General features: G+C 60.0%; 11 protein-coding genes and 1 pseudogene. 4 read left to right on the forward strand and 8 right to left on the reverse strand.

Annotation, left to right across the window (positions count from 1 at the left end; genetic code table 11):
* Window positions 1-27: 27 nt before the first annotated feature.
* Together ACD590_RS10540 and ACD590_RS10545 are read left to right on the forward strand one after the other, a co-directional pair.
* Window positions 28-216 (forward strand): annotated as a pseudogene (locus tag ACD590_RS10540) (hypothetical protein); the annotation flags it as partial.
* Window positions 217-369: 153 nt separating this feature from the next.
* Window positions 370-1,416 carry a glycoside hydrolase family 25 protein gene (locus tag ACD590_RS10545; protein WP_115157502.1) on the forward strand — a complete coding sequence of 349 codons (1,047 nt, stop codon included), beginning with the start codon at window positions 370-372 and terminating at the stop codon, window positions 1,414-1,416.
* 33 nt (window positions 1,417-1,449) lie between these two features.
* Here the strand turns inward: ACD590_RS10545 and ACD590_RS10550 are convergent, their stop codons facing one another.
* Window positions 1,450-3,735 carry an FdhF/YdeP family oxidoreductase gene (locus tag ACD590_RS10550; protein ID WP_439002528.1) on the reverse strand — a complete coding sequence of 762 codons (2,286 nt, stop codon included), beginning with the start codon at window positions 3,733-3,735 and terminating at the stop codon, window positions 1,450-1,452.
* Window positions 3,736-4,355: 620 nt separating this feature from the next.
* On the opposite strand from ACD590_RS10550, the gene ACD590_RS10555 reads away from it, so the two are divergent.
* Both ACD590_RS10555 and ACD590_RS10560 read left to right on the forward strand, forming a co-directional pair.
* Window positions 4,356-5,423: an IS110 family transposase gene (locus ACD590_RS10555; RefSeq protein WP_222284184.1), complete on the forward strand. Its 1,068-nt coding sequence runs from the start codon at window positions 4,356-4,358 to the stop codon at window positions 5,421-5,423.
* Window positions 5,424-5,888: 465 nt separating this feature from the next.
* Window positions 5,889-6,194, forward strand: coding sequence for a flagellar basal body rod protein FlgC (locus ACD590_RS10560; protein WP_028733774.1), 306 nt, complete (start codon window positions 5,889-5,891; stop codon window positions 6,192-6,194).
* Window positions 6,195-6,260: 66 nt separating this feature from the next.
* Here the strand turns inward: ACD590_RS10560 and sufA are convergent, their stop codons facing one another.
* From sufA to sufB, 7 genes are all read right to left on the reverse strand, one after another.
* Window positions 6,261-6,653, reverse strand: coding sequence for a Fe-S cluster assembly scaffold SufA (gene sufA / locus ACD590_RS10565; protein ID WP_018072227.1), 393 nt, complete (start codon window positions 6,651-6,653; stop codon window positions 6,261-6,263).
* A 93-nt stretch (window positions 6,654-6,746) separates the two neighbouring features.
* A complete protein-coding gene (locus ACD590_RS10570; RefSeq protein WP_003559708.1) occupies window positions 6,747-7,127 on the reverse strand; it encodes an SUF system Fe-S cluster assembly protein in 381 nt (126 codons plus the stop codon).
* A gap of 12 nt (window positions 7,128-7,139) precedes the next feature.
* Complete coding sequence (locus ACD590_RS10575) at window positions 7,140-8,381, reverse strand: cysteine desulfurase (protein ID WP_439002529.1); 1,242 nt, start codon at window positions 8,379-8,381, stop codon at window positions 7,140-7,142.
* 12 nt (window positions 8,382-8,393) lie between these two features.
* Complete coding sequence (gene sufD / locus ACD590_RS10580) at window positions 8,394-9,668, reverse strand: Fe-S cluster assembly protein SufD (protein WP_028733776.1); 1,275 nt, start codon at window positions 9,666-9,668, stop codon at window positions 8,394-8,396.
* Window positions 9,669-9,693: 25 nt separating this feature from the next.
* Window positions 9,694-10,449 (reverse strand): Fe-S cluster assembly ATPase SufC, encoded by a 756-nt coding sequence (gene sufC / locus ACD590_RS10585; RefSeq protein ID WP_018445225.1) that lies wholly within the window; start codon window positions 10,447-10,449, stop codon window positions 9,694-9,696.
* A 101-nt stretch (window positions 10,450-10,550) separates the two neighbouring features.
* Complete coding sequence (locus ACD590_RS10590) at window positions 10,551-10,892, reverse strand: GIY-YIG nuclease family protein (RefSeq protein WP_130652469.1); 342 nt, start codon at window positions 10,890-10,892, stop codon at window positions 10,551-10,553.
* 60 nt (window positions 10,893-10,952) lie between these two features.
* Window positions 10,953-12,422 (reverse strand): Fe-S cluster assembly protein SufB, encoded by a 1,470-nt coding sequence (gene sufB, locus ACD590_RS10595; RefSeq protein WP_018242169.1) that lies wholly within the window; start codon window positions 12,420-12,422, stop codon window positions 10,953-10,955.
* Window positions 12,423-12,479 lie beyond the last annotated feature (57 nt).

Consider the following 12,479-nt stretch of genomic DNA (forward strand, 5'->3'; position numbering starts at 1 on the left):
CATGGAGGATCTCCGCGCACAAGCTGGAAAAACCTCGTCGGCGATTGGGATCGCCCCCATAGCCGCGAACAGGCCAGCTTCTCGCCCGACGCCTTCCGCGTCGACAAATACTGATCGCCGGTCAACCGCGTCGACAATGTCTATGGCGACCGCAACCTGATCTGCAGCTGCCCGCTGGTGGAAAGCGACGCCGAGGCGGCTAAGTGGCAGTGTTAGGCAAAGCCCCTTCCACAGGTTGGGAAGGGCTGCATGCCTTTTGGGCCAAAGGATCAAATTTAACCTTTCTTAGCAAGTCTCTGTTAGCAATTCATAAAGTGGCTTCCATCAACATGGATCATCGTCGGTCCCTTGTTTTGCGTGCAGGTTCTTATGCGTCCATCGGCTGTGCCAGCAATCCTCCTCGCCGCCTTGATCCTGTCGGGATGCGCCGCAAGTTCTGGCGCCGAAGATGTGCTCACCCCCGTACCGTCGCGGGAAACGACCAACGCCATCACCCAGCCGAGCGGCCCGATACCGGCTGCCGCCGTGGGCGATCCTGCGCCCCAGGCAAGCCCGCCGCAGCAGGCGTTGAGCTGGACAGGAGAGGTTCCAGAGCCGCAGGCGCTCGTGCCCGCAGACAGGCCGGTCGGCATGCCGATGCCGACGGAAAAGCCGGTCGCCCTGCTGATGCCGACCAATCCCACCGGCAATACAATGCCCGATGTCGGCACGAGGTCGCCGACCCGCGGACAAATTTACGGCCACCGGTTCCGCGATGCCAAGCCGATCAACTTCGGCTCCACCTCGCCGAGAAAGCTAGCCGTCCACGGAGTCGACGTGTCGCGCTGGCAGGGCGAGATCGACTGGGAGACGTTGCGGCGGCAAGGCGCGAACTTCGTCTACATCAAGGCCACCGACGGCGGCGATCACCTCGATCCGATGTTCAAGAAAAACTGGCGCCGGGCCAAGGAAGCCGGCCTGAAACACGGCGCCTATCACTTCTTCTACTGGTGCCGGACAGCCGGCGAACAGGCCGACTGGTTCATCCGCAACGTGCCGAGGGAAGCCAACGCTCTTCCACCCGTCATCGACGTTGAATGGAACGGCGAATCGAGCTGCAAGAGGCGCATCTCGCCTGCACGTGTCCGGGAAAAGATGCAGGTCTTCATGGACAAGCTGGAGCGCTATTACGGCCAACGCCCGATCATCTACACGGCGCCGGACTTCTACCGCGACAATTTGAAGGGTCAACTGCTCGACTATCCCTTCTGGCTGCGCTCGGTCGCCGCTCATCCCTCCAAGGTTTATCCGGGCCGCAAGTGGCTCTTCTGGCAGTATTCCGGCTCCGGCCTTTCCGATGGCGTCGACGGCAAGATCGATCTCAACGTGTTCAACGGCAACGAAAGCGACTGGCACGACTGGGTGGCGTCGCGGTAGCCGAGCCCGCCAGGCCAGTCCGCTTGCCTGACCTCACGCGGACTTCTGCACCTTTACCGGCACGCCCTTGTAGGCAGGCGTTCCCGATCTCCGGTCGTAATCACCAAGCGCGATGACCCTGTTCATCTCGGGATAATATCCGGCGATGGAGCCAACAGGGATGTCGTAGGCCACTGCGGTGAAGCCTTTGACCGCCCTGCTGCCGGTTTCAGCGACCGACTCGATATCGACCTTGTCGCCGTCGGCGAGGCCGCGTGCGGAGAGATCCCCGCTGTTCATGAAGATCACGTCACGGCGGCCGAAGACACCTCGATAGCGGTCGTCAAGGCTGTAGATTGTCGTGTTGTACTGGTCGTGACTGCGCAGCGTTGTCAGAACCAGTGTGTCTGCGTCTGCAAGGCGCGGATCTTCCTCCAGTCCAGGCGCGATGAGGAACTGCGCTTTTCCCGAGGGCGTGCGCCATTGCCGATCGGAGGCGGCCACCGTGAGCCGGAAACCGCCGGGTTTCCTGACCCTTGTGTTGAAATCATGGAAATCGGGAAAGACCACCTCGATCTTTTCCCGAATGCGGTTGTAGTCAGCGACCATCCCGTCCCAATCGATATCGTATTTGGCGCCGAGCGTTGCCTTGGCGATGCCGGCGATAATGGCCGGTTCGGACCTTAGTTCGTCGCCGGGCGGCTTCAGAAAGCCGCGTGAGGCGTGCACCATCGACATGGAATCCTCGACGGTCACCGATTGTGGTCCCGTCTTCTGAATGTCTTGATCAGTACGACCGAGGACAGGAAGGATGATGGAGTTTCGGGCGATCAGCAGATGCGAGCGATTGGGTTTTGTCGCGAGATGGACCGCAAGGTCGAGCTTGCGCATACCTTCGAACGTCGCCTCCGGATCGGATATGGCGACGGCGAGATTGCCGCCGAGACAGACAAGCGCCTTCGACCGGCCTTCGATGATCGCCTCGATGGCCTCGATGGCATTATGGCCTTTCTCCTCGGGCGGGCGGAAACTGAAGGCCTTCTCCATACCATCGAGAAGCGCCTTGTTGGGGATCTCGGTGATCCCGACGGTCCGGTCACCTTGAACGTTCGAATGCCCCCGCAGCGGGCAGATACCAGCACCCCGGCGGCCGATATTTCCCCGCAACATCAGGAAGTTGGCAAGCTGCTGGACATTGGCGGTGCCGTGGCTGTGCTGGGTGATGCCCATGCCATAGCAGAGGATGACATTGCGGGCGTTGAGATAGACATCAACGGCGCTGTCGAGCGCTTCGAGCGTCAGTCCTGATCTCTTCAGGATCGACACCCACTCCGTCTTTGCAATATCGGCCTTGAGAGCCTCCAGTCCGATCGTGTGGGCTTCGATGAATTCCCGGTCGAGAAAGCCTTTGCCGCCTGCCGCGATATCGGCATCGTCGCGCTCGAATATCCGCTTCATCAGGCCCTTGAGGGCAGCGAGATCCCCGCCGGTGCGCAGCTGATGATAAGCCGATGCGATCGGCGTCGAAGACATCGTCGCCATTTCCACCGGGTTCTGCGGTGCCGCAAATTTCTCGAGCGCGCGTTCTTTCAGGGGATTGAAGACCACGATCGGGACGCCGCGCCTCGCGGCATCATGCAGAGTGGTCATCATCCGCGGGTGGTTGGTGCCAGGATTGTGGCCGAAGCTGAAGATCGCATCGGCATGATCGAAATCTTCGAGGGTCACCGTGCCCTTCCCGACCCCGATCGAGTGTGGCAGGCCGACGCTGGTTGCCTCATGGCACATGTTCGAGCAGTCGGGAAAATTGTTGGTGCCGTAGGCCCTGACGAAAAGCTGGAACAGGAATGCAGCCTCGTTCGAGGCGCGTCCCGATGTGTAGAATTCAGCCATGTCAGGATCGGGCAGTTTGCGCAGTTCCGCGCCGATCAGCGTGAAGGCTTCCTCCCAGCCGATCGGCAGGTAACGGTCGCTGGCGTGATCATAGACCAGCGGGTGCGTCAGGCGGCCCTGGTCTTCCAACTGATGGTCGTTCCATTGCCACAGTTCGGCGACCGTATGCGCCGCGAAAAAGTCGGGCCCGGCACGTTTCGCCGTGGATTCCCAGGTGATCGCCTTGGCGCCATTTTCACAGAACTCGAACGAACTCGTATGTTTGGGATCGGGCCAAGCGCAGCCCGGACAATCGAAGCCCTCGGGCTGATTGGCTTTCAGCAGCGTCGCAGCCCCCTGCGCAATGACCTGCTGGCGCGCAAGGGTTTCGGCAACGGCTTTGAGTGCACCCCAGCCGCCGGCGGGGGCCGTGTATTTCTCGATGCCTTTCGGCCGCTTCTTGGTCATCACCTGCTCCACAAATCCGCCGAGGGTCAGCCCATTATCAATGCAAAGGGATGCCATGCGATAGATGGCGCGGACATCCTCTTAAAAAAGATCGGACCGCTCCGATGGGCGGCGGAGCGGTCCTGGCGGATCATCGGATCCACGAGACTTCGGCGCGGGAGGGGACATGCCGATGTCTATCGGCACATTCGCGGTGCCGGTCTCCACATGGAAGTCACTTCCGAGAGACACCCAGACCTTACCGTCCCGATAGCAGGCGACGAAACTATACATAGGTATTGGGGATGATCTTGTTGATCCTGTCCCAACCTCGTCATGCCCGTTGAAACCTAGACAGAAGTATAGGCCCAGCTACACCAGCATTGAATGTCCTGCATTTCAAACCTGCTCGACGATTCTTTCAAGGCCAGCGAACAGGAACGCAAAACTGACAGCCGCGCAACCAGATCGCCCCATTCCGAAATCCGTTCATTCCGGCCAAGGAGGTGGCATGAAAGAGGCCGCGGCCGTTGAGAGAACGGATCACTGAGATGCAGATGATGATCGAGGGACAGTCACACTTCCAGCCTTTCGGCTTATCTTATTGGGGTTTCGAAGATCTCAATAAGGGAGTTGGAAGCATGACTGCCTCTTATGAATACCATATCGGGGTCGACTACCACAAATCCTACAGCCACCTGGTGGTTCAGGACAGCAGCGGCAAGACGCTGAGATCCGGCCGGGTGAAGAACGACCGACAGTCGCTCGGCGGGTTTCTCGAACGCTATCGGGAGAACTCGCATGCGGTTGTCGAGGCGACGCGCAACTGGATGGTGATCTACGACTGGCTCGACGACATTTGTGATGATGTCGTTCTCGCCCATCCGCTGAAGGTTAAGGCGATCGCCGACGCCAAGATCAAGACCGACAAGATCGACGCGACGGTGCTGGCACATCTGCTCAGAGCCGACCTGGTACCCGAAGCCTGGGCGCCAAGCGAGAGATCGCGGGACCTTCGCGTCGCGCTACGCGAACGGATGTTTTACGTGCGGCTGCGCACGATGACCAAGAACCGCATCGTCACGGTGTTCGACCGCTATCCGGAGCAGACGGCGCAATTGAAGAAGCTTGGCGACCTGTTTGGCAAGGCCGGCCGCGTCCAGCTGGCTCAAGTGAACGTCTCTGAGATCGACCGCATCCAGATTGACCGTGGTCTCGCCTTCATCGGCGACATCGACATGCGGATCAAACAGTCGGAAGCAACGATCCGGGCGATGACCAAGGCCAATGCCAACGTCAAGCTGTTGAAGACGATCCCCGGCATCGGCGAGTTCTTCGCCCGGCTGATCGATGCGGAGATCGACGACATATCGCGGTTCCGCCAACCGAAGAAGCTTGCCGCCTATGCCGGGCTTGTGCCCTCGACCTATTCCTCCGGCGGCAAGACCTTCCACGGCAAGATCATCAAGCAGGGCAACAAGTGGCTGCGCTGGGCCTTCGTCGAGGCGGTAACACCTGCCATCGCCAGCGATCCACAGCTGCGCGCCCAATACGAGCATCTGAAGATCAAAGGAATAAACAAGGCGCGGGTTGCCATCGCGCGCAAGCTTTTGACGATCACCTTCCAGATCCTGCGTGACCAGCGCGCCTACGAGCCGCGCGGCGAAAGCACCATGGAAGGCGCGTCGACGATATCCCGGTTGTCCTGATGGCAGTCTAGCGAGCCCGGTAGAACTGGGTTGCGCTTCTCAAGGAGAATGGGAAACCGGGAGCCGAACGCCACTCTGTGACCGAAGCCCCAGGCATCAGGTCACGCATTGGAGACTGGTTCAAGAACCGAAGGACAGCAAAGCGATCTGTCCGGCGGAAAGAGAGACTTTGCCGATCGGTACGAATGCCGGTCAAAACTTAACCGAACCCAAGGAAAAGCCGCCAAATGCTGGTGTTCTGCCCCTTGCGTTCTTTCATTGGAGAATAGCCATGGACCATATCGAACTTGAAAATCGTCGCAAAGGCGCTCCACTGCCGCCTATCCTGGATATAGTCCCGTGCCGATCCTGAACAGAGGCGACGGCACAAGGCCCTGACCTAAGGCTTTTGCTAACGCAAAGCCTTCAGCATTTCCTAAACCCTCGCAGCTAGAAGGTTACCATCCAGTTCTGGGGAAACGGCTGATGAGCATATCGGGTATTACGAGCATTGCTCTTTCGGGAATGCGGGCGCAGACCACACGTGTCGGCGCAATTGCCAACAACATCGCAAACAGCAGCACCCCGGGCTATACAAGGCTGAACACCAGCCTCACCTCCGTTGTATCAGGCGGCGTCCAGGCCCTCGTCGACCCGACGGCATCCGATGTCGATCCGGCCACTGAACTGACCGATCTGACCGAAGCCGAGCAGAGCTACAAGGCGAACGCCGTGGTCTTCGAGACCGGCGCTGACATGTGGGAAATGCTGATGAGCATCAAGCGCGACTGAGCACGCCCGAATTTCATCGAGAATTGGCTGCCTGAGAATTTCCCGCCAGCCTGAAAGTCGCGGCTATCAGGAATGCGCCGGCTCACCCTGGCGCTGGGCAGCAAGGGCCGCGAGATCGGCAGGCTTCAGCTCGACGGATTCGCCGCAGCCGCAGGCCGACGTCTGGTTCGGATTGGTGAAGGTGAAGCCGGAGCGCAGCGTCGTCGTCTCAAAGCCCATTTCGGTGCCGAGCAGGTAAAGAGCCGCGGATGGCTCGACCCAGACTTTGGCACCATCGCGCTCGATCAGGTCGTCCTTGGCATTGGGCTCGGTCACCAGGTCGATGGTATATTCCATCCCGGCGCAGCCGCCCTTCTTGATGCCGACGCGCACGCCCTTGGCATCAGGCCCAGAATTCTCGACGATCGCTTTGACGCGAGCCGCAGCACCGTCCGTCATGCTCATGATTGCAAAGCCCATCGGCTCATTCTCCTTCCGCAACCGGGGTCAAGATCCGGCGCATCGTGACTCAAATGTAGTACCCTGAGGTAAACGGATCAATACCGCGGGATCTCAGTACCAGCCGACGGCGACTTGCGCCTCTTCGGACATGCGATCCGGCGTCCACGGCGGATCGAAGGTCATGGCCACCTCGACGCCTGATACGCCTTCGACGGCGCCGACGGCGTTTTCGACCCAGCCGGGCATCTCGCCGGCAACCGGGCAGCCCGGGGCGGTCAGCGTCATCATGATCTTCACCATCCGGTCGTCCTCGATGTCGATCTTGTAGATCAGACCAAGTTCGAAGATGTCGGCTGGAATTTCCGGATCGTAGACGGTCTTCAGCGCGCTGATGACGTCGTCGCTCAGCCGCGCCAGCTCATCGGCCGGAATGCTGGAATGCACGATGCCTTCGCGCACGTCGATCTTCTGTTCGCTTTCGTCCAGGCTCATCACGGACACTCCTCAAGCAAAGAACTTGCGCGCATATTCAAGCGCATCGGCCAGGGCATCGACCTCGGCGCGGGTATTGTACATGCCGAAGGATGCACGGCATGTGGATGTGACGCCGAAGCGTTTCAAGAGCGGCATGGCGCAATGCGTGCCGGCCCTGACCGCAACACCCTGCCGGTCGATCACCATCGAGACGTCATGGGCATGGATGCCGGCAAGCTCGAAGGAGAAGATACTCCCCTTGTCGGGCGCCGTCCCGAAGACCCGCAGCGAATTGACCGATTTCAGCCGCTCGACCGCATAGGCAGAAAGATCCGCCTCGTGGCGCGAAATCGCCTCGCGTCCGATCTTCTCCATATAGTCGAGCGCATAACCGAGCCCGATCGCCTGCACGATCGGCGGCGTGCCGGCCTCAAAACGATGCGGCGGGTCGTTATAGGTCACCATATCCTCGGCAACTTCGAAGATCATCTCGCCGCCGCCCTGGAACGGCCGCATCTCGAAAAGCCGCTCCTTGTTGCCGTAGAGCACGCCGATGCCGGACGGGCCGTAGAGCTTGTGACCGGTCATGACGTACCAGTCGCAATCGATATCCTGCACATCGACCGGCAGATGCACGGCGCCCTGGCTGCCGTCGATCAGCACCGGGATGCCGCGCTCATGCGCGATCCGGCAGACTTCCTTGACGGGAACGATGGTGCCGAGTGCATTCGACATATGGGTGATGGCGACGAGCTTGGTGCGCTCCGTCAGGCTTTTCTCGAAATCTTCGATATGGAAAGCGCCCTCGTCGTCGACGGGCACCCAGACAAGCTTGGCGCCCTGCCGCTCGCGGATGAAGTGCCAGGGCACGATATTGGAATGGTGCTCCATGATCGTCAGGACGATCTCGTCGCCTTCGCCAATCCTAGGCATGCCCCAGCCATAGGCGACGGTGTTGATCGCTTCCGTCGAATTCTTGGTGAAAACGATGTCGTTGACCGAAGGCGCATTAAGGAAGCGGCGCACCTTTTCGCGCGCTGCCTCATAGGCGTCCGTGGCCGCATTCGAGAGATAGTGCAGGCCGCGATGCACATTGGCATATTCATGGCTATAGGCATGCGAGATGGCGTCGATCACCAGCTGCGGCTTCTGCGCCGAGGCACCGTTGTCGAGATAGACCAGCGGCTTGCCGTGCACCTTCTCCGCCAGGATCGGAAAATCCCGACGGATGGCTTCGACGTCGTATTGGGTGGCCGGCACTATCTTGTCCATTGATATATCCGATCAGGCGTGCTTTTCGAGCCAGGCCGAAATCACGCCTTCCAGCGCCTCGACCAGGGCCTCGTCTTCCAGTTCCTCGACGATCTCGGCGACGAAGGCGTTGACGAGCATCGCCCGCGCCTTGTTCTCCGGAATGCCGCGCGCCATCATGTAATAGAGGTGATTGGCGTCGATATCGGTCACCGTCGCGCCGTGGCCGCACTGCACGTCGTCGGCGAAGATTTCAAGCTCGGGCTTGACCGAGAATTCGGCATCGTCGGACATCAACAGCGTGTTGCAGGCCATCTTGGCATCGGTCTTCTGCGCATCGGGCGCGACCCGGATCATGCCCTGGAAGACGCCCTTGGCGCGGTCGAAGACGACGTTGCGGATCACTTCGGTCGAGCCGGTGTTCGGCACGTCGTGGCCGAGCACCATCGTCACGTCGGTATGGCTGTCGCCGCCGAGCAGGTTGATGCCGCGCAACGTCAGATCGGCGCCCTCGCCCGTCACCTTGATGTTAAGCTCCTGGCGCACCAGCCTGCCGCCGGCATTGATGACGAAAAGCCGGAGCTTGGCGTCAGCGCCGAGATCAATGCGGATCTGCCCGAGATGCGTATCGTCGGGCCCCTGCTGCTGCAGGATGATCCAGGTCAGTTCCGTGCCTTCGCCGACCGTGATGTCGCTGACGTGGGACACAAGAGCCGCATCACCGGTCACCGTGAGGTGACGCTCGATGACGGTCGCCTTGACACCGGCGCCGAAGGCCACGGGAAGGCGCGTATGTGCCTGCCCACCCGCATGGATGAACTGGATTTCAAGAGGGTTTTCAAGCTCGGCATCGGCAGGCACGTCGATGACATAGCCGTCGCGCACGAAGCTGCCATTGATGCGGCCGACGGCGTCGTCGCTGCCGAGCGCATCGAGCCCGCCTGCGGCAGAGCCGTCAAGCAGACGTTCAAAATAGGCCGAAACGCCAAGACCGTCGGCCGTAGCCTTCTGGTTGGAATGGCCCTGGATCACCGCCAGCACCGTGGCATCAGCAACGAGCGGCTCCAACGCCTCCGAGCCGGCATCGCCTGCCTGCGGCGGAACGGTGCGCAGCAGATTCTTGAGGTCGGTATAATGCCAGGCTTCGATGCGGCGCGTCGGCAGGCCGGCCTTCTTCAGGTCGTCGAGAAGCCGGTCGCGCAGGGCCGTCACCGCACCATTGCCCGGCAGCTCGCCGATCTGCTGGTTGAAGGCCTCGATCAACGCCGTCTCGGCCGCAGTCAGGCGGCTCGTCGTCTGCATGTTCATGGACGTCGTCCTTTCCACCCGAAACTCAGGCCGCCGTGCCGATAATGTCGGCATAGCCGTTGGCTTCCAGCTCATGCGCCAGCGTCTTGTCGCCCGACTTGATCACCTGGCCCTTGTAGAGCACGTGGACGGTATCCGGCACGATATAGTCGAGCAGGCGCTGGTAATGGGTGATAACCACAACCGCGCGGTCCGGCGAACGCAGCGCATTGACGCCGTCGGCGACGATCTTCAGCGCGTCGATGTCGAGGCCGGAGTCGGTTTCGTCGAGCACGCAGAGCTTCGGTTCGAGCAGCGCCATCTGCAGGATTTCCGCGCGCTTCTTCTCGCCGCCGGAAAAGCCGACATTCAGCGGCCGCTTCAGCATCTCGGTATTGATCTGCAACTTGCCGGCAGCATCCTTGACCCGGCGCATGAAATCCGGCGTCGTCAATTCGTCTTCGCCGCGCGCCTTGCGCTGCTCGTTCATCGCCACTTTCAGGAACTGCATGGTGGCAACACCGGGGATTTCGACCGGATATTGGAAGGCGAGGAAGATGCCCTTGGCCGCACGCTCGGCCGGATCGAGCTCGAGGATGCTCTCGCCATTATAGAGAATGTCGCCCTCGGTGACTTCGTAATCGCTGCGGCCGGAGAGCACATAGGAGAGCGTCGACTTGCCGGAGCCGTTCGGCCCCATGATGGCGGCAACTTCGCCGGCCTTCACCGTCAGGTTCAGGCCACGGATGATCTCGGTGCCGTCCTCGGCGATGCGGGCATGGAGGTTTCTGATTTCAAGCATTTCGTTCTTCCTGTCCATAAGGCGGGTCCAAGTGCCGCCTGATTGACCGTGCTCATCGGTCTCGATCGTCATCCTCGGGCTTGTCCCGAGGATCTAAGCCTTCAATTGTAATCGCTCCACTCCCGCGTATTCGGATGCGGTCGATAGATATTCTCGATTTCATCGATCCGCTCGTAAAGGTCGATCCAGGTCGGATTGATGCCCTCTATAAGCTTGATTTTCCATTCACGCAGGTAGCGTTTCAAAGACTTCTCTCGTCGGATCGCCAACACGATGTTCGGGTGGTTCTCAAACCAGACAAGATTCTTCGCTCTGTATTTCTGCGTAAAGCCCTTCTGGATCTCGTTGCGGTGTTCCCATATGCGTCCGTGCAAATCACTCGTGACGCCGGTGTAGATCACGCCTCGCGGTTTGTCGGACATCATGTAGACGAAACCACTCATCCTTTGTTCTCTGGCCGCTGCAGATCCTCGGGACAAGCCCGAGGATGACGGAAACCGTGGTTACCCCACCGAACCCTCGAGCGAGATGCTGATCAGCTTCTGCGCCTCGACGGCGAATTCCATCGGCAGTTCCTGCAGGACTTCCTTGACGAAGCCGTTGACGATCAGTGCGATCGCCGCTTCGGTCGGGATGCCGCGCTGCAGGCAGTAGAACAGCTGGTCCTCGGAGATCTTTGAGGTTGTCGCCTCATGCTCGAACTGCGCCGTCGAATTCTTCGCCTCGATGTAGGGCACGGTATGGGCACCGCACTTGTCACCGATCAAAAGCGAATCGCACTGCGTGAAGTTGCGCGCATTCGACGCCTTGCGGTGAGCCGAGACCTGGCCGCGATAGGTGTTGTTGGAAACACCGGCCGCGATGCCCTTGGAGACGATGCGGCTCGACGTGTTCTTGCCGAGATGGATCATCTTGGTGCCGCTGTCGATCTGCTGATGGCCATTGGACACGGCGATCGAGTAGAATTCGCCGCGGCTGTCGTCGCCGCGCAGGATGCAGGACGGATACTTCCAGGTGATCGCCGAGCCGGTTTCGACCTGCGTCCAGGAGATCTTCGAACGGTCGCCACGGCAATCGCCGCGCTTGGTGACGAAATTGTAGATGCCGCCCTTGCCGTTCTTGTCGCCCGGATACCAGTTCTGCACCGTCGAATATTTGATCTCGGCGTCATCGAGCGCAACCAGCTCGACCACGGCGGCATGCAATTGGTTTTCATCGCGCTGCGGCGCCGTGCAGCCTTCGAGATAGGAGACGTAGGCGCCCTCTTCCGCAATGATCAGCGTGCGCTCGAACTGGCCGGTGCCCTTCTCATTGATGCGGAAATAGGTGGACAGCTCCATCGGGCAACGAACGCCCTTCGGCACGAAGACGAAGGAGCCGTCGGTAAAGACCGCCGAATTCAGGGTCGCGTAATAATTGTCCGAGGTCGGCACGACCGAGCCGAGATATTTCCGGACGAGATCGGGATATTCGCGGATGGCTTCCGAGATCGACATGAAGATCACGCCGGCCTTCTTCAGCTCTGCCTTGAAGGTGGTGACGACCGAGACGCTGTCGAAAACGGCGTCGACGGCGATCTTCGGCTTCTCGACGCCGGCAAGAATCTCCTGTTCACGCAGCGGAATGCCGAGCTTCTCATAGACCTTCAACAGCTCCGGATCGACCTCGTCGAGCGACTTCGGACCCGGCGTGCTTTTCGGCGCGGCGTAATAATAGATGTCGTTGAAATCGATCTTCGGATAGTTGACGCGCGCCCAGGTCGGCTCTTCCAGCGTCAGCCAGCGACGATAGGCCTCGAGACGCCATTCCAGCATCCACTCCGGCTCCTGCTTCTTGGCCGAAATGAAACGAATGATGTCCTCGGACAGGCCTTTTGGCGCCTTATCCATCTCGATGACGGTCTCGAAACCGTATTTGTACTGGTCCACATCGATCAGGCGGACCTGGTCGATTGTTTCCTGCACGGCAGCCATCTCATTCTCCAATCTCGCCGGATACAAGGTCCGGCAGCTTGTAGCGTTTGGGCAATT

This window comes from Rhizobium sp. 862_C5_N1_2, from assembly GCF_051811205.1.
Classification (GTDB): domain Bacteria; phylum Pseudomonadota; class Alphaproteobacteria; order Rhizobiales; family Rhizobiaceae; genus Rhizobium; species Rhizobium leguminosarum.